The 17,166-nt window shown below is 61.5% G+C and carries 14 protein-coding genes; 5 read left to right on the forward strand and 9 right to left on the reverse strand.

The genetic code is table 11. The features are described 5' to 3' along the window. Window positions 1-60: 60 nt before the first annotated feature. The 3 genes from amn to KZX66_RS08995 form a co-directional block, all read right to left on the reverse strand. Window positions 61-1,533, reverse strand: a complete 1,473-nt coding sequence (amn, locus tag KZX66_RS08985) for an AMP nucleosidase (RefSeq protein WP_248078489.1) — start codon at window positions 1,531-1,533, stop codon at window positions 61-63. A 169-nt stretch (window positions 1,534-1,702) separates the two neighbouring features. Next, entirely contained in the window at window positions 1,703-3,358 is a 1,656-nt protein-coding gene (locus tag KZX66_RS08990; RefSeq protein WP_248078491.1) for an acyl-CoA dehydrogenase family protein, read from the reverse strand. Between the two features lie 68 nt (window positions 3,359-3,426). Beyond that, window positions 3,427-5,817 carry a 7TM diverse intracellular signaling domain-containing protein gene (locus tag KZX66_RS08995; RefSeq protein ID WP_248078492.1) on the reverse strand — a complete coding sequence of 797 codons (2,391 nt, stop codon included), beginning with the start codon at window positions 5,815-5,817 and terminating at the stop codon, window positions 3,427-3,429. Between the two features lie 274 nt (window positions 5,818-6,091). On the opposite strand from KZX66_RS08995, the gene KZX66_RS09000 reads away from it, so the two are divergent. The 4 genes from KZX66_RS09000 (at window position 6,092) to KZX66_RS09015 (ending at window position 9,612) form a co-directional block, all read left to right on the forward strand. Then, entirely contained in the window at window positions 6,092-6,889 is a 798-nt protein-coding gene (locus KZX66_RS09000) for a hydroxymethylpyrimidine/phosphomethylpyrimidine kinase (protein WP_248078494.1), read from the forward strand. Window positions 6,890-6,907: 18 nt separating this feature from the next. Beyond that, window positions 6,908-7,537 carry a thiamine phosphate synthase gene (thiE, locus tag KZX66_RS09005; protein ID WP_248078496.1) on the forward strand — a complete coding sequence of 210 codons (630 nt, stop codon included), beginning with the start codon at window positions 6,908-6,910 and terminating at the stop codon, window positions 7,535-7,537. An 11-nt stretch (window positions 7,538-7,548) separates the two neighbouring features. After that, on the forward strand, window positions 7,549-8,832 hold the full coding sequence (gene hemL / locus KZX66_RS09010; protein ID WP_248078498.1) for a glutamate-1-semialdehyde 2,1-aminomutase: 1,284 nt from the start codon (window positions 7,549-7,551) through the stop codon (window positions 8,830-8,832). 225 nt (window positions 8,833-9,057) lie between these two features. Further along, window positions 9,058-9,612, forward strand: coding sequence for a tetratricopeptide repeat protein (locus KZX66_RS09015; protein ID WP_248078501.1), 555 nt, complete (start codon window positions 9,058-9,060; stop codon window positions 9,610-9,612). Between the two features lie 3 nt (window positions 9,613-9,615). Here the strand turns inward: KZX66_RS09015 and KZX66_RS09020 are convergent, their stop codons facing one another. From KZX66_RS09020 to KZX66_RS09045, 6 genes are all read right to left on the reverse strand, one after another. Further along, complete coding sequence (locus tag KZX66_RS09020; RefSeq protein ID WP_248078504.1) at window positions 9,616-10,728, reverse strand: succinylglutamate desuccinylase/aspartoacylase family protein; 1,113 nt, start codon at window positions 10,726-10,728, stop codon at window positions 9,616-9,618. 9 nt (window positions 10,729-10,737) lie between these two features. Continuing rightward, the gene (locus tag KZX66_RS09025) at window positions 10,738-11,448 is read right to left on the reverse strand and encodes an ABC transporter permease (RefSeq protein ID WP_248078507.1); all 711 of its coding nucleotides are present in this window, start codon (window positions 11,446-11,448) and stop codon (window positions 10,738-10,740) included. Then, window positions 11,445-12,161 (reverse strand): ABC transporter permease subunit, encoded by a 717-nt coding sequence (locus tag KZX66_RS09030; protein WP_248078510.1) that lies wholly within the window; start codon window positions 12,159-12,161, stop codon window positions 11,445-11,447. The genes KZX66_RS09025 and KZX66_RS09030 overlap by 4 nt, the downstream gene beginning before the upstream one ends. Window positions 12,162-12,191: 30 nt before the next feature. Continuing rightward, complete coding sequence (locus tag KZX66_RS09035; protein WP_248078513.1) at window positions 12,192-12,932, reverse strand: transporter substrate-binding domain-containing protein; 741 nt, start codon at window positions 12,930-12,932, stop codon at window positions 12,192-12,194. A 56-nt stretch (window positions 12,933-12,988) separates the two neighbouring features. Continuing rightward, complete coding sequence (locus KZX66_RS09040; protein ID WP_248078516.1) at window positions 12,989-15,043, reverse strand: NAD(P)-binding protein; 2,055 nt, start codon at window positions 15,041-15,043, stop codon at window positions 12,989-12,991. A 226-nt stretch (window positions 15,044-15,269) separates the two neighbouring features. Next, window positions 15,270-15,596: a DUF1820 family protein gene (locus tag KZX66_RS09045; RefSeq protein WP_003236992.1), complete on the reverse strand. Its 327-nt coding sequence runs from the start codon at window positions 15,594-15,596 to the stop codon at window positions 15,270-15,272. Between the two features lie 131 nt (window positions 15,597-15,727). Between KZX66_RS09045 and miaB the strand changes: the two genes are divergently transcribed. Next, window positions 15,728-17,056, forward strand: a complete 1,329-nt coding sequence (gene miaB, locus KZX66_RS09050) for a tRNA (N6-isopentenyl adenosine(37)-C2)-methylthiotransferase MiaB (protein ID WP_248078519.1) — start codon at window positions 15,728-15,730, stop codon at window positions 17,054-17,056. Window positions 17,057-17,166: the final 110 nt, after the last annotated feature.

A 17,166-nucleotide genomic window follows, 5' to 3' on the forward strand; every position in this document is an offset into this window, starting at 1 on the left:
ATCTAACGGTCAGGACCGACAATGCTAGTGGCCTGACCGTTAAATAACCATCCCAACCGCTTAGCGGAACGGCGGTTCGTCGAAGCTGCGCAGTTTGCGCGAGTGCAGCGAGTTGAGTTCGGTGCGCAGCAGGTCCACCGCCTCGATGCCGATTTTCAAGTGCTGGCTGACCGCGCGCTCATAGAACGCGTTGGCCGAACCCGGCAACTTGATCTCACTGTGCAGCGGTTTATCCGAGACACACAGCAAGGTGCCGTAGGGCACACGCAAACGGTAGCCCTGGGCTGCGATGGTGCCGCTTTCCATGTCCACGGCAACGGCGCGAGACAGGTTGATCAGCGGCCGTTCCTGGGCCCAGCGCAGTTCCCAGTTGCGGTCGTCGTAGGTCAGCACAGTGCCGGTGCGCAGGCGTTTTTTCAGCTCTTCGCCTTTTTCGCCGGTGACGTTCGCCGCGGCCTGCTGCAAGGCCATCTGCACTTCGGCCAAGGCCGGGATCGGAATGTTCGGCGGCACCACACGGTCGAGGATCCCGTCGCGACGCATATAGGCGTGGGCCAGTACGTAGTCGCCGATGGTTTGCGATTGGCGCAGGCCGCCACAGTGGCCGATCATCAGCCAGCAGTGCGGGCGCAGCACGGCGAGGTGGTCGGTGATGTTCTTGGCGTTGGACGGGCCCACGCCGATGTTCACCAGGGTCACGCCATGGCCGTCGCTGGCCTGCAGGTGGTAAGCCGGCATCTGGTAGCGATGCCAGACCACGCCCGCCGCGATGGCCGACGCTTCGCCGTGGTCCATGCTCTTGTCGATGACCACGTTGCCCGGCAGCACCATGCGGATAAACCGCGGGTCGCTGCGCAATTGCTCCAGACCATGCACGATGAACTGGTCAACGTAGCGGTGGTAGTTGGTCAGCAGAATCCACGGCTGCACATGGCGCCAGTCGCTGCCGGTGTAATGCACCAGGCGGCGCAGGGAAAAGTCCACGCGGGCCGCATCGAACAGCGCCAGGGGCAGCGGGTCGGTGTTTTCCCAGTCGTAGAGGCCATCGGCGATGCCGTCGGTGGCGGCCGACAGGTCGGTACTGGGAAACACACGTGCCAGGGTCGCAGCGGTGACGCCGGAACCGGCCAATTCATCGCCCTGCTCCACTACGTACGGGTACGGAATGTTCTGCTGGCTGACGCCCACTTCCACCGTCACGGTGAAGTCGTGCATCAAGGGCACCAGTTGCTCAAGCAGATACTTACGGAACGCTGCCGGATGGGTGACGGTAACGCTGTAGGTCCCCGGCAATTGCACCTTGGCATAGGCCCGGGTGGTCTGTGGGACTTCGCCGTGGCAGTGGTAGGTCAGGCGCAGTTCCGGGTAGCGAAACAAGGCGCGTTGTGCGGCGTCGGGTTCGACGCGGTCCTTGAGGTATTGCTTGAGGGCCTGATTGAGTGCGCCGGTAGCGCGCTCATGCAGAGCCGCCAGCCGATCCACGGCTTCTTCGGCGGTTTGAACGACAACAAAAGCTTCGGTCACGGTAAGCATCCTGTGTTCTGACGTGCAGGCCTTTATCTTGCCTGTATCCCCGCCTCACTGAAACAGCGGCGTTGGATTGCGCTCGATAATGTGGGACGGCGCTCGCCACCGATTGCAGCGCGTCCGCCGGCCACGCGTTCGATGACTTACCGAGCCTCCTCTCACATCTGAACAGCGTCTACAGGGATGAATGAGGGGTGGAGCGCGCGACGATGGCTTCCACGTCCACGCCACGCGGCAAGGTGCCATACACGCGCCCGGAGGACGCTCCCAACCGGCTGGCAATAAACCCATCACTGACCGCCGCATTCCCGGCCTCCAGCAGCAATTTGGCCTGGAGTGCCACCGCAATATCTTCGGTCAGTTGCCGCGCACGGTACTGAATACCCTGAGTGTCCATAAACGCCGTTTTAAGCTGCTCGATATGCTGCGCCAACTGTCTGTCGCCATGGCCAGTGCCGAGCTCGACAAACAACGCCTCCAGCACGCCCGGCTCCTTGGACAGGGCGCGCAGCACGTCCAGGCACTGCACATTGCCCGAACCTTCCCACGTTGAATTCACCGGTGCCTCACGGTACAGGCGCGGCAGGATGCTGTCCTCCACGTAGCCGGCCCCCCCCATGCACTCGGCGGCTTCGTTGATCATCGCCGGCGCGCGCTTGCAGATCCAATACTTGCCCACCGCGGTGACCAGCCGGGCGAACTTGGCCTGCTGCTCATCACCCAGGTGATCCAGGGCAAGCCCCATGCGCATGCTCAAGGCCAGGGACGCTTCGCTTTCCAGCGCCAGGTCGGCCAGCACGTTCTGCATCAACGGCTGTTCGCTGAGGACGCGGCCGCCGACCGAACGATGGGCACAATGATGGCTGGCCTGGGTCAGCGCCTGACGCATCAAGGCGCTGGAGCCGACCATGCAATCGAAACGGGTCATGGCGACCATCTCGATGATGGTTGGCACGCCACGGCCTTCTTCACCGATCATCCAGGCCAGAGCGCCGCGAAACTCCACTTCGCTGGAGGCGTTGGAGCAGTTGCCGAGCTTGTTCTTCAGGCGCTGGATGTAGAACGCGTTGCGTGTGTCATCCGGGCGGTGCCGGGGCAGCAGGAAACAGCTCAGGCCTTTGTCGGTCTGCGCCAGGGTCAGGAACGCATCGCACATCGGTGCCGAACAGAACCACTTGTGGCCCACCAGTTCATACGCCTGACCAGGGCCGCCCGCCCCCACCGGGTAGGCGCGGGTGGTGTTGGCGCGCACATCGGTGCCGCCTTGTTTCTCGGTCATGGCCATGCCGATAGTGGCACCGGCCTTGTGGGCGATGCCGACATTGCGCGGGTCGTAGTCGGTGCTGAGTATCTTCGGCAACCAGGTCTTTGCCAGGTCCGGTTGCAGGCGCAAGGCCGGGACGCAGGCGAAGGTCATGGTCAACGGACAACCGCTGCCGGCTTCGGCCTGGCTGTGCAGATACGTCAGCGCGGCGCGGGCCACATGGGCGCCGGATTGCGGGTGGGCCCAGGGCAGCGACGGCAGACCGTGTTCGACGGCGGTGCGCATCAACTCGTGGTAAGCGGGATGGAATTCCACCAAGTCGATGCGATGGCCGTAGCGGTCATGGCTGTTGAACACCGGTTTGTTCTGGTTCGCCAAAAAACCCGCCGCCATCAAGGGCCCGCCGGCCAGGGCGCCGTAGGCATCGATCCGCGCTTCTGCCCAGCCGCCACCAAAGCGGCGTGACCACTCTTGCAGGGGCAGGTCGATGCGGTAGAGGTTGGTACCGTCCAGGGACGGGGGCTGATTGGTGACGTCGTGGGTTTCGGCAAACTGATGCAGGTTCATGACGGGCCTCCTGGAAAAAAGGCCCGTTTGGTCGAGGCCTGAATTTCAGTTAAGCACCGTCACCTTGCTTAAAAAAGTGGCATACCCGCCGAATGCCCGGCGCTTTCGCCCTCAGCGAGACCCAACACCCGGCGCTGCAATACCGCCTGCAATGCTTCAAAACGGACGGGCCTGGCAAGGCGGTCGGAGACGCCGATACCAAGGCAGTGTTCGCGCTCCGGCACCTTCAGCGAGGCGCTCACAGCGATCACCGGCAGCTCACCGCAGCCAGGCAACGCGCGAATCTGACAGCATAACGAGAAACCACCTTCGGGCATGTCCAACAGTACGGCGTCGAAGGTGCCCCCCTGCAGGGCTGCCAGGGCATTCGCAGCGCTGTCGACGGTTTTGACCCGGTAACCGAGCCTGAGCAACATACCGCGCACCACCAGTTGGCCGACGCTGTTGTCGTCCACCAGCAGCACCGCGCAGTCCTGAGGCGCACGTCTGTCAGCCGGCGCGGCTTTGGGCTCGGATGGCACTGTTCGCACGAGCACCTCCAACTGGAAGCGACTGCCCTTGCCCGGCTCGGAGTGATGGGTCAGCCGCCCGCCCAGCAACTCGATCAACTGCCGGCAGATGGCCAGGCCGATACCCAGGCCGCCGTATTCGCGGGTAGTGGAGCCATCAAGCTGGAAAAAACGCTGGTATAAGGTGGCCTCGTCGAGGGAGGCAAAGCCGATACCGGTGTCGGTCACAATAAAACTCAGGCGCACGCCCCCATCACTCTGCGGCACACCCACGACCCGCAGGCGCACCGCGCCTTCGTGGGTGAACTTCAATGCGTTGTCCAACAGGCAATCCAGGCACTGCAGCAGTTTGTCGGCGTCGCCACTCACACGGTCCGGCAGTTCCTCGGCCACATCGATGGAAAACGCCACGCCTTTGCTGTGGGCACCGGCATTGAATTGCTGGCGCAACGTGTCGAGCACGCCCCGCAGGCTGAACACCTTGGGTTGCGCACTCAGGCGGCCGGCCTGCAATTCGGTGAGGGTGAGGATGCCGTTGACCATGCGCATCATGTCCCGCGCCGAACCGGCGGCGGTTTGCTGGTACTGCGCCAGGTCCGTGTCCAGGGGCATGGTTTGCATCAGTTCCAGGGAGCCGATCACGCCGTTCATCGGGGTGCGCAGTTCGTGGGTCAGGGTGGCGAGGAATTCATCCTTGAGCCGGTTACTGCGGGCCAACTGCTGGTTGAGCACTTCAAGCTTCTGGCTCGCGTCGAACAGGATCTGCGCCTGTTGCTCGCGCATCGCGTTGATGCGGTCGGCCAGGGCCAGGGACAGCAGCGCCACTTCGATCGCTGAACCGATCTGGCTGGCGTACATCGTGAGGAATACATTGGGCAGGTAGCCCAGCACCATCAGCGTGTTGACCACCCCACCCAAGAGGAACGCCGACCAGGCAATAATGAAATAGCGTGCCACCCGCTGGCCGCAATACCAGGCCTTGATGGCCGCAATAAAGATGGTCACGGTGAACACCAGCGCCAGCCCGGTCGCCAGGCGCAGCGCCAGGGCGTAGCTGGTCATCAACGACAGCAACATCACCACCGCGCCGCAGGCCACCAACCCCAGCAATAAACGATTGATCCACCGGCTGTGCTGCGCGGTGTGCAGAAAACTGCGCGCAAACAAGCTGCCAAACAACGCCGAGGCACCAATCAGGAACGGCGTCGCGGCATTCGCCCACCAGGGGTTGTTCGGCCAGAAGTACTCCACCGCCGCGCCATTGACCGACAACTGGTACATACCGAACGAGGCAATATAGAAGATGTAATAGAGGTAGCTGGTGTCGCGCACGCTGAGGTAGATGAACAGGTTGTACACCAGCATCCCCAGCAACACGCCGTAGATCAGACCCAGAACATAGAGGCGCAGCGGCTGTTGTTCGAGGTAGGCGGTGCTGGACCAGAGGGTCAGCGGGGCCTGGATCGAGCCTTCGCTTTGCAGGCGCAGGTAGACGGTTTTCGACTCGCCGGGGGTGAAGTCGAGCTTGAACAGGTAATTGTTCTGGCGGATCTCTCGGGCCGAAAACGGCAACGCATCCCCCGTGTGCCCAGCCAGGCGATAGGTGCCGGCGCTGTCGGGCAGGTACAGGTCGAGGTGATCCAGCGGCGGGTAAGCCAGCTCCAGCAACCAGGTGCGCTGAGCGTCAGGCGCGTGCGGCAGGTATTGCAGGTTGACCTTGAGCCAGAACACCGAGCGTGAGTAACCAGCGTTGAGGGTGTCTTTATCGTGGGGTTTGAACTGGCGGGCGGCGGACGGCGTGCTGACATCGGCGATGGTGAGCGCGTCGGTCGGGTCTTCGAGCACTTGCATGGCTCGGCCCAGCGGCAGGCTGCGTGTGTCCTGGTTGAACTCGATGGCGCTGGCGAGCAGCGGCAGCCCGCACAACAATAAAATCAGCAAATAGCGCATAGAGCCCCAGCGTGGCCTGTCCGGTTATGTCAAAAGCCCCCCATTCCTTTTGAGAAGACGTACACCGGCGATACAGTTAAGTTGTTTGGATCCACTTTAGCATAGCCGGTAAAGGCCATTAGACACCATTGAAGAATTTCCAGGACAGCTCTAGGGCAACGCTTTCAGCCTGCTATACCGATTAATCCCTGCTCAAAAAACGCTGCGTCCCGCTTAAAATTCACCTCTCGCCCGACGGCCACGCAAAAAGCGTTTGGTGGTAAGCTCGCGCACCATGAATATCTACAGCTCTCGCCCCGTTGTCCTCTGTCTCTCCGGCCATGATCCCAGTGGTGGCGCCGGCTTGCAGGCAGATATCGAAGCCCTGCTCGCCCAGGGTTGCCATGCGGCGCCTGCCGTCACTGCGCTGACGGTGCAGAACACCGTCAACGTCAGCGATTTCCGTGTGCTCGACCGCGAATGGGTATTGGCCCAGGCCAATGCCGTGCTTGGCGACTCCGAAGTGGCGGCGGTCAAGCTGGGCATGCTCGGCTCCACCGCGATGGTCGACACCGTGGTCGAACTGCTGCAGGCGCACCCGCACCTGCCCGTGGTGTGCGACCCGGTGCTGCGGGCCGGCGGCGGCGGCAGCCTGGGCAAGGACGAGGTGGGCTACGCGATGCGCGAGCGGTTGTTGCCGCTGTCGCTGATCGCCACGCCCAACCTGCCCGAAGCCCGCATCCTCGCCGAACTGCCCGAGGGCACGGCGGACGAATGTGCCGAGAAACTGCTGCCGTTTATCAAGCACCTGTTGATCACCGGCGGCCATGGCGACGAGCATCAAGTGCACAACCGCCTGTATAGCCGCGACGGCACGCGCCAGACCTTTACCTGCCAGCGCCTGCCAGGCAGCTATCACGGTTCGGGCTGCACGCTGGCCAGCGCACTGGCCGGGCGGATCGCTCAGGGCGAAGGCCTGGTCAGCGCGGTGCAATCGGCGCTCAACTACACTTGGCGCACCCTGCGTGACGCCGAACAACTCGGCCAGGGCCAATTCGTGCCTCGCCGGCTGCCGCTGGATTTCTGCGCTTAATACCAAGGGGCCTGCACGATGAAACTACGTGGCCTTTACGCCATTACCGACAGCCAACTGTTGGCCGGCAAATTCCTCGCCTACGTCGAAGCGGCGCTGGAGGGTGGCGTGACCCTGCTGCAATACCGTGACAAAAGCAGCGACGAAGCCCGCCGTCTGCGTGAAGCGGAAAAACTGCACGAACTGTGCTCGCGCTATAAAACCCAACTGATCATCAACGACGACGCCGAATTGGCCGCGCGCCTGGGCGTCGGCGTGCACCTGGGCCAGACCGACGGCCCGCTGGCGCCGGTCCGCGCCTTGCTCGGCCGAAAAGCGATCATCGGCGCCACCTGCCACAGCCAGATCGAGCTGGCCGAGCAGGCCGCGCGCGAAGGCGCCAGCTACGTGGCATTCGGGCGCTTCTTCAACTCCACCACCAAGCCCGGCGCCCCGGCCGCCACCGTCGAAATGCTGGCCGAGGCCCGCACGCGCCTGCACGTACCGATCTGCGTGATCGGCGGTGTCACCCTGGAAAACGCCGCCCCACTGGTGGCCCACGGCGCCGACCTGCTCGCGGTCGTGCACGGCCTATTCGGTGCAGACACCACCCAGGAAGTGACGCGCCGCGCCCGTGCCTTCAACGACCTTCTTAAAAATTCAGTTTAGAGAGCCCGATCATGTCTCGTTCCGAAACCCTGTTTGCCGATGCCCAGAAGCACATCCCCGGCGGTGTGAACTCCCCCGTGCGTGCGTTCAAAAGCGTCGGCGGCACGCCGTTGTTTTTCAAGCACGCCGAAGGCGCCTACGTCACCGATGAAGATGACAAGCGCTACGTCGACTACGTGGGCTCCTGGGGCCCGATGATCCTCGGCCACAGCCACCCGGACGTACTGGACGCCGTGCGCAAACAACTGGAACACGGCTTGTCCTACGGCGCACCGACCGCCATGGAAACCGAGATGGCGGACCTCGTGTGCGCGATCGTGCCGTCCATGGAGATGGTGCGCATGGTCAGCTCCGGCACCGAAGCCACCATGAGTGCCATCCGCCTGGCCCGTGGCTTTACCGGTCGCGACAGCATCATTAAGTTCGAAGGCTGCTACCACGGCCACTCCGACAGCCTGTTGGTCAAAGCCGGCTCCGGCCTGCTGACCCAGGGCGTGCCGAGCTCGGCCGGTGTACCGGCGGCGTTTGCCAAACACACCCTCACCCTGCCGTTCAACGACATCGCCGCCGTCGAGCAGATGCTCAACGAAGTCGGCCAGGACGTGGCGTGCATCATCGTTGAGCCGGTGGCCGGTAACATGAACTGCGTACCGCCGGCGCCGGGCTTCCTCGAAGGCCTGCGCGAGCAGTGCGACAAACATGGCGTGGTGCTGATTTTCGACGAAGTGATGACCGGTTTCCGCGTAGCCCTCGGCGGCGCCCAGGCGCATTACGGCGTCACACCCGACCTGAGCACCTTCGGCAAGATCATCGGCGGCGGCATGCCGGTGGGCTGCTTCGGCGGCAAGCGCGAGATCATGCAACACATCGCGCCGCTGGGCCCGGTGTACCAGGCCGGCACGTTGTCCGGTAACCCGCTGGCCATGGCCGCCGGCTTGACCACCCTGCGCCTGATCAGCCGCCCCGGCTTCCACGCCGAGCTGACCGACTACACCACGCGCCTGCTCGACGGCCTGCAACAGCGCGCGGATGCCGCCGGTATCCCGTTCGTCACCACCCAGGCGGGCGGCATGTTCGGCCTGTACTTCAGCGGTGCCGACGACATCGTTACCTTCGATGACGTGATGGGCAGTAACGCCGACCTGTTCAAACGCTTCTTCCACCTGATGCTCGAAGGGGGTGTTTATCTGGCGCCGAGCGCCTTCGAAGCCGGTTTTACCTCGATCGCCCATGGCGATGCAGAGCTGAAACTGACCCTCGACGCTGCCGAACGCGCCTTCGCGGCCTTGAAGTAACGGGCATAAAAATCTGACGTCGCCCCTGGCGGCGTCAGATTTGCTACTTTGCTTACAGATATTTCCTACTTTTCTAGAGAAATAACCTGCAATCCAGCAGATAACTTGCCTACGCAGCAGAAAAACGAGTAAAGACTTTGTAAGCAGGGGCCTGCTTATTTCATAATGCGCGCTTATTGGATCCCACGAGGATCCGCGTGCCCCGTCAGAGGTAAGTCGATTCCCATGAAACGCACCGGCCGCACCCTGGTACTGGGCTGCCTGTTGCTCCTTCAGCCGCTGCTGGCACATGCACAAGCAGGCGGCAACTCGTTGTTAATCCCAGCGATGGGTCGTTGCACCCTCAATACCCAGCCAGACAGCCAGGCCGAAGCCCTGAGCGCGTGCCAGAAACAGGCTGAAGCTGGGGATGCGCAGGCGCAATACGAGTTGGGCGAGTACTACCACGACAGCAAAAACCCTGACCGCGACCTCAACAAGGCCCTGAGTTTCTTCGAGAAAGCCTCGTTGCAGGGGCACGCCCAGGCGCAATTCCAGCTCGGCACCATGTTTTTCAAAGGTGAAGGCGTTCCGGCCAATAACGTTCAGGCCTACATCGTGCTGAAAATGGCCGCGGTCAACGGCGCCGAAGACGCGCTGGACACCGCCGACGAAGTCGCCGAGCACATGCAGCGCGATGAGCTGGAAGTGGCGACTCAGGTGCTGGGCCAGATCTTCCGCAACTACCTGCAGGAATTGCAGAGCGCCGATGGGCGCTCGCCCTTCTCACCCCTGCCCTGATTCTCAAGGCGATAGCAGATAACCCTGCCGATAAGCCCGCGCGCCCGCCACATGCGCAATCACCATGCCCGCAGTTGCCATGCGTCGCACCGAGCGGACATATAAAAGCCCTGCGTGCGTGCACACCACGGGGGTCACTTGGTCAGTGATCGGGTCGATGATTTCGGCCAGCATTTGCCCAGCCTTGAGAAAATCCCCCACCTGCGCGCAGAACACAATCAGCCCTCCGACCGGACTCGCCACAGGCTCAACCCCGGCCAGCGGTGTAGGCGCGTTGAGTAGTGGCGGTAACGGCGGCGCTTGGCCTTGTATGGCGCCCCTTTCCACCAAATAGTTGAGCAACGCTTGGCAATCCTGACGCGCCAGTCGATGGTCGACATCAGCCACACCGCGTAACTCCACGGTCGCGGCAAAACCGGGAGGCGAAAAGCGCCCGTCAAAACGTGCCTGCATCTGCGCCCAGAACACAGTGAAACTCTCGTCGAATGACTGGCCTCCCGCCTCTTTTGCCAAAAAGCAGGCTCGAGCACCCAGGTAGCGGGCCAGGGGCTCAATTGATGGCCAGAATTGCGGCGACAGGTACAAGTGCTGGACAGCCTCGAAATCACAATGCAGGTCCAGCACGATGTCGGCATCACAGGCCAGCCTCTGCAGGATCAGGCGCATGGAGTGCAATTGTGTCGCCGGTAGCTGGTCGGCAAGTGTTCGCCGCCAGGTCGAGCGGATCAGTTGCAGATTTTTGGCCGGGTCATCGGTCAATCTGCCTTGGACGTGATCGCCCACCTGCTGACTGACGTCGAGGAAGAATCGATTGAAATTCTCTCGGCTGTCGTTATCAAAGCGTCCCTGCGGCACGTCCATGCACACCTGCTCCAGTCCCAGCGGATTGGCCACCGGCACCAACACAACCGACCAGCGCAACAATCCTGCCGTTTCGATCCGCGCCAATTGCTGCTTCAGATGCCACAGCACCAACATTCCCGGCAGTTCATCAGCGTGCAATGACGCCTGGATATACACCTTGCCCGCCGCCGTGGCCGGGCCGTAGTGAAAGCTATGGATCTGCCGGGTCGTGCCGGGTACGGCCGTCAGCAATGAATGTACGTGAGTCTGCACGGAGGCCTCCTAACGGGTGAGGTCGAGAAAGCGCAGCCAGCGCCGTTCAGCCAGTCGAAACAGACCGACCAAGGCGAAGGTGATGCACAGGTAAAGGACGGCCGCGACACCAAAGGCCTGGAATGTCAGGAACGTCGCGGCGTTGGCGTCCCGGGCAACCTTGAGGATGTCCGGTACCGTGGCGGTGAACGCCAACGTGGTGGAATGCAGCACGAAAATTACCTCATTACTGTAGGCCGGCAATGAACGGCGCAGAGCCAATGGCATGATCAGGTGAACGTATAGCTTCCAGCCGTCAAACCCCAGGGACCGCGCCGCCTCAATTTCCCCCCGTGGCATGGCCCGGATGGCGCCCGCCAGTATTTCCGTGGTGTAGGCGCCGGTATTGAGGGCGAACGCCAACAGCGTGCAGTTCAGTGCATCGCGAAAAAACGCGTCCAGCACTGGCTGCTCACGCACGGCGGCAATGCTGTAGATGCCGGTGTAGAAGATCAGTAATTGGATATACAGCGGCGTCCCGCGAAACAGATAAGTGAACCCTTGCACCGGCCACCGCAGCCAACGCCGTGCAGACACCCTGGCGATGGACAGCGGCACTGCCAGGAGCAGGCCCAGGCACAGCGCGGCGCTGGTCAGCCATAGGGTCATGGCCAGTCCGGTGATTTGCTGACCATCGGAATAGATAAACGGCCGCCAATAATCCTGAATCAATTCGATCATCGTGATGCCTCCTGCACAGGGGGGCCGTAGCGTCGCGCCAACGCACGCAATCCCGCGTTTGAAGCACTGCTGAGCACCAGGTAGATCAGCGCGGCCAGCAGCAGGAAGGACAACATCTGCCCGCTGCTTTTGCCCGCCACCTGGGCCACTTTCACCAGGTCCGCCAAGCCGATGATCGACACCAGTGCCGTAGCCTTGAGCAACACCATCCAGTTATTGCCCAGGCCCGGCAGGGCTAACCGCATCATTTGCGGGAACACCACGTACGCAAAGCTTTGGGTGGCCGTCATGCCAAGGGCTTTGCCGGCCTGCAACTGCCCCCGGGGCACCGCCAGTAATGCCCCGCGAAAGGTTTCGGTGAAATAAGCGCCATAGATAAAACCCAGGGTCAGCACACCTGCACTGAACGGGTCAATGTCGATATAGGCCCAGCCCACCCTCTGTGTCAGGCGACTCAAGCCGGTTTGTACACCGTAGAACATCAGCAACATCAGCAAGAGGTCCGGCACACCTCGGATCAGCGTGGTGTAAAGCTGACCGCAGAAGCGCCAGGCCATTACCCGAGACAGCTTGGCGCAGGCACCGAGCAGACCGAACGCCAGGCCCAGCAGCAATGACAGCAGCGCCAGTTGCACGGTGACCCAGACACCGCGCAGCAACAATGGCGCAAAACCTTCCAGGGTCGCGGCAAATTGAGTGAAGTCAGGAAGCATGTCTGTGCCCTCGCTGGCGATTGAGGACGGTTATTGGCCGCTGTACATGTTCACGCCAGGAAAGTACTGCGCTTGCAGCCTGGCGTAAGTGCCATCGGCGTGCAGTGCAGCCAGCCCCTTATCCAGCAGGGCTTTAAGGGCCTGATTCCCTTTAGCGATGCCGATGGCGCTTTTGGAAGGCATCAGCTCGCTCTCAATCAGCGGGCCCAACACGAACCCGGCGCCGTGCCGAGCGCTTAGAAAGCCGCTTTGCGCCTGCTGCGCATCCTGCAACGAGGCATGCAAGCGACCCGCCACAAGGTCGGCATAGACCTGTTCCTGGTCGGCATACGCCACCACCTTGATGCCCTGCGCAGCGAGCACCTGGCGGGCGTAGGCTTCCTGGGTACTGCCCTGCAAATAACCCACGGCCGAGCCCTTGCCCAGTTCAATGCCAGGGCGAAGCACCATGGCCGTCGGACTGGAAAACACCTCCGAAGAGAAGTCGATCACCTTCTGCCGAGCATCCGTGACGGTCATTGAAGCCAGTATCGCGTCGATTTTGCCCGCATTGAGACTGGGGACCAACCCGTCGAAATCACTCTCAACCCATTGGCAACGAACCTTGAGGTAAGTGCAGAGTGCATTGCCTATATCAACTTCGAAGCCTGTCAAAGTTCCCGTATTGTCCTTATAGGCAAACGGCGCGTAGTTGGGGTCGGCGCCGAATCGGATCACCTCATAATCATTGGCAAAGAGCGACGTATTTATAAAAAGCGTGGCAAATAACATCAGGATTATTCTTTTCATTATTGTAGGCCTCGTTATTAATCAACTCGCGAAATGAGCTACACCTCGATAAAGGGTATTTCTCGACGTACCACTAAGGAGCCAGCGGGCGCATCAAACTCACGCGCAATGCGGTGACCCGAATACACGGCGGCCGCAAGGGTGCCGGGCGCCACGCAATCGCCGACCAGCGTCAACGTCCTGATGCCGGCGGCCAGCAAGGGCTCGGGCGCTTGAATCAAGGCCTGGTACAGCGTCTGCTCGGGCTCCCGGGAAGTGACCGACAACAGTGATGCGGCGGGGATGAAGCGTGGGCGCTGGGTGTAGACACACCCCACTACCACGCCCTCGGGCGTGCAGCTCTCCAGCGTGTGGGAGGCGATGATGGCGACGTTCAATTCCAGCAGGCGTCGCTGGATGCGGTGTTGCTCAAGGGTGTTATGGGTCCAGGCCGCCACGTCCGTCGCCGGCGTGACAAATATCACCTCCACGCCCTGTGCCACCAAATGTTCGGCCAGCACGCTGCCCATGTAGTAGTGGTCATCGTCGAACAGCAGCACCGGTGACGGCGGCAGGGCACCGGCCATCACATCATCCGGCGTGACCACGGGCAGGCATTCCAGGCCCGGTAAGGGATGGCGCAACGCACGCCCCAAGCCATCGCGCCGCCAGTGACAGCCGGTGGCGATAAAGACATGCTCGGCAGCGAAGTCGAGGACGTCCTGGGCCTGCAACGGACTTTCTCGATAGATTTGCACCGATGCGAGGCGGCTCAGGGCATCAACGCGATAATCGACCACCCTCGCCCAGCTCGCCAACCCCGGCAGGCGGGACTCCCGTGCCACGCGCCCGCCCAAGGTACGCAGGCTGTCGACCAACGCCACGTCCATGTGTCGCTCGCCTAATATCCGTGCGCATTCGAGCCCCGCCGGGCCGGCGCCAACCACCAGCGCCCGTCCCGGCCGCCCCGCAGGCGCCACCGATTCGGGGTGCCAGCCGCGACGCCATTCCTCGCCCATGGTCGGGTTCTGCGTGCAGCGCAATGGCGTGCTGGTGTGGTCGCCACTGACACAGATATTGCAACCAATGCACTCGCGGATCTGCTCGGCGCGCCCTTCTTCAATCTTCTTCGGCAGAAACGGATCGGCAATGGAGGGCCGGGCCGCTCCGATCAAGTCCAGCACGCCGCGGCGTATCAGTGAAACCATGGTGTCCGGCGAGGTGAACCGCCCGACGCCCACCACGGGTTTGCAGGTCAGCGATTTGAGGCCCAACAGAAAGGCCTCCTGATAGCCTTCCTGGGAAAAACGCGCCGTCATGCTGTCGTTAGCCCAATCGGCGACGTTGATGTCCCATAAGTCCGGCAAGTTCGCCAGCATCGAGAAAATTTCTGCGCCCTCGCCTTCGCGACACAGGCCACCGGCCATTTGCTCATCAACCGCCAAACGTACCGCCACGGCACACCGGTCGCCCACCGCGTCACGCGTGTCCTCAATCAACTCGCGCAACAGCCGTACGCGATTTTCCAGCACACCACCATACTCATCCATGCGCCGGTTATTGCGTGGCGTGAGGAAGTGGAACGGCAGGCTCAGGTCATGCCCGGCGTACACATAGATGATGTCAAAGCCCGCTGCCCGCGCACGTAGCGCAGCGGCACGGTGCAGGGCGCGCAGTTGCCGGATGTCGGCATGGCTCATGGCCCTGGCCTGCACCGGGTCATAGCTGCGCACCGGCGTATTGGACGGCGCCCAGGGAATTTCGCGGCTGTAACGGTTGGGCGCGGAGTAACCATTGAACGCCAGCTCCACGCCGGCCAGCGAGCCGTGCTGGTGGACCGCCTCGCACATGCGCGTCAATGCTGGTGTGTCGCGGTCATCCCACAGGCGCGCCTCGATATAGGGCGAGAACTCGCTCAACGGGCTGATTTCACACTCCTCGGTGCAGACCACGCCCCACCCGCCTTCAGCCTTGATGCCGCGCATGCGCGCCATGGCCGAAGGATGCACGTGGCCCATGCCATTACAGTGAGGAACTTGATAAAACCGGTTACGCGTGCGAACCGGGCCCAGCTGTACCGGTTCAAACAGAATGTCATAGCGAGGATCGCGCACAGGGCTACTCCCGAACAGATAAGTTCGTTAATGACTGCGTGAAAGGAAACTCTGCGCTAACTAAGGGCGTGACGTGGCCGTGTTAAAACACGTTGGAAGTTAAAGAGGCTATAAGTGATTTACAGCCAGGACGCCCTCTGCACATAAACAAAACTTGCTATCTTTCAAACAAAATGTCTATGCACAGAGCGGCAAATTCGGAAACGCCCTACAAAATAATTGAATGTCACTTCTCAGGCATCGGCATCGGAAACGGCATGACATTGCTCACGCCCCGCGCTTCGCTGATCTTGGGCGTGCCCAGACGCTCCACTTCGTCGATGCGCACAATCGAATGCATCGGCACAAAACTGCGCACAACGCCTTCGAATTGAGCCTTGAGCTTTTCCTCGCCCGGGTCGACGACCAACTGGGTGCGCTCGCCAAAGACGAACTCTTCCACCTCCAGGAAGCCCCACAGATCACTTTGATAGATCTGCTTGGCGTACATTTCGAACACCTGGCCCTGGTTGAGGAAAATCACCTTGTAGATTGGAGCTTCACGTTTGGTCATGGTGGGCGAGCAACACATCGCGGATATAAAAGAGGGCGCGAACTATAGCATGGCACCCGATGCACAGCGCTAGGAACCAATGGGCATGCCCCCTATAATGCGCGGTTCTTTACCACCAGTTGACGATTCCCATGGCCAAGAAGCTTTATATCGAAACCCACGGTTGCCAGATGAACGAGTACGACAGCTCGCGCATGGTCGATCTGCTGGGCGAACACCAGGCCCTGGAAGTCACCGCCCGCGCCGAAGATGCCGACGTGATCCTGCTCAATACCTGCTCGATCCGCGAACGGGCCCAGGACCGTGTGTACTCGCAACTGGGGCGCTGGCGTGAATTGAAACTGGCCAACCCGGACATGGTGATCGCTGTTGGCGGTTGCGTGGCCAGCCAGGAAGGTGCGGCCATCCGCGACCGCGCACCGTATGTCGACGTGGTCTTCGGCCCGCAAACCCTGCACCGCCTGCCGGAAATGATCGACGCCGCGCACATCACCAAACTGCCGCAGGTGGACGTGTCGTTCCCCGAAATCGAAAAATTCGACCATTTGCCCGAGCCCCGTATCGATGGGCCAAGCGCCTACGTCTCGGTGATGGAAGGCTGCAGCAAGTACTGCACCTTTTGCGTGGTGCCCTACACCCGTGGCGAAGAGGTCAGTCGGCCATTTGACGACGTTATGTCGGAAATCATCCACCTGGCGGAAAACGGCGTACGTGAAGTCACTCTGCTCGGGCAGAACGTCAACGGCTATCGCGGCCAGACCCACGACGGGCGCCTGGCCGACCTGGCGGAGTTGATCCGCGTGGTGGCGGCCGTGGACGGTATCGAGCGCATTCGCTACACCACCTCGCACCCGCTGGAGTTCTCCGACAGCCTGATCCAGGCCCACGCCGAGGTGCCGGAGCTGGTCAAACACCTGCACTTGCCGGTGCAATCGGGCTCGGACCGCATCCTGTCTGCGATGAAACGCAACCACACCGCCCTGGAATACAAATCCAAACTGCGCAAATTGCGCGCAGCGGTGCCAGGGATTTGCATCAGTTCAGACTTTATCGTGGGCTTTCCCGGCGAAACCGAGAAAGACTTCCAACAGACCATGAAGCTGATTGAAGACGTCGGTTTCGACTTCTCCTATTCGTTCGTCTACAGCCAGCGCCCAGGCACACCGGCCGCCGACCTGCTGGACGAAACACCCGAAGCGCTGAAAAAAGAGCGCCTCAACGCGCTACAGCATCGGCTGAACCAACAAGGCTTTGAGATCAGCCGACAAATGGTCGGTTCGATTCAGCGCATCCTGGTGACCGATTACTCGAAAAAAGACCCCGGCGAATTGCAGGGTCGTACCGAGAACAACCGGATCGTCAACTTTCGCTGCGACAATCCAACGCTGATCGGCCAGTTCGCCGATGTGCATATCGATGCGGCGCAACCGCACTCGTTGCGCGGGTCGTTGATAAATTGATCGTTCGGTCCCGATGAAGATCAAAGTGTGGGAGCGGACTTGCTCGCGCCCACATCGGAGCGGTGCAGCATTCCGGTGACGTAAGTGCTTTCGTACCCGCGCCACTGGCG

The sequence above is a fragment of the Pseudomonas sp. EYE_354 genome (assembly GCF_023148575.1).
Classification (GTDB): Bacteria; Pseudomonadota; Gammaproteobacteria; order Pseudomonadales; family Pseudomonadaceae; genus Aquipseudomonas.

What these genes read in the sequence shown, in the direction of transcription:
- KZX66_RS08990 (WP_248078491.1), bottom strand. Translation starts at nt 3,358, where the DNA reads ATGAACCTGCATCAGTTTGCCGAAACCCACGACGTCACCAATCAGCCC.
- miaB (WP_248078519.1), top strand. Translation starts at nt 15,728, where the DNA reads ATGGCCAAGAAGCTTTATATCGAAACCCACGGTTGCCAGATGAACGAG.
- KZX66_RS09025 (WP_248078507.1), bottom strand. Translation starts at nt 11,448, where the DNA reads ATGATCGAATTGATTCAGGATTATTGGCGGCCGTTTATCTATTCCGAT.
- KZX66_RS09030 (WP_248078510.1), bottom strand. Translation starts at nt 12,161, where the DNA reads ATGCTTCCTGACTTCACTCAATTTGCCGCGACCCTGGAAGGTTTTGCG.
- KZX66_RS09000 (WP_248078494.1), top strand. Translation starts at nt 6,092, where the DNA reads ATGAATATCTACAGCTCTCGCCCCGTTGTCCTCTGTCTCTCCGGCCAT.
- KZX66_RS08995 (WP_248078492.1), bottom strand. Translation starts at nt 5,817, where the DNA reads ATGCGCTATTTGCTGATTTTATTGTTGTGCGGGCTGCCGCTGCTCGCC.
- KZX66_RS09035 (WP_248078513.1), bottom strand. Translation starts at nt 12,932, where the DNA reads ATGTTATTTGCCACGCTTTTTATAAATACGTCGCTCTTTGCCAATGAT.
- hemL (WP_248078498.1), top strand. Translation starts at nt 7,549, where the DNA reads ATGTCTCGTTCCGAAACCCTGTTTGCCGATGCCCAGAAGCACATCCCC.
- KZX66_RS09015 (WP_248078501.1), top strand. Translation starts at nt 9,058, where the DNA reads ATGAAACGCACCGGCCGCACCCTGGTACTGGGCTGCCTGTTGCTCCTT.
- KZX66_RS09045 (WP_003236992.1), bottom strand. Translation starts at nt 15,596, where the DNA reads ATGACCAAACGTGAAGCTCCAATCTACAAGGTGATTTTCCTCAACCAG.
- thiE (WP_248078496.1), top strand. Translation starts at nt 6,908, where the DNA reads ATGAAACTACGTGGCCTTTACGCCATTACCGACAGCCAACTGTTGGCC.
- amn (WP_248078489.1), bottom strand. Translation starts at nt 1,533, where the DNA reads ATGCTTACCGTGACCGAAGCTTTTGTTGTCGTTCAAACCGCCGAAGAA.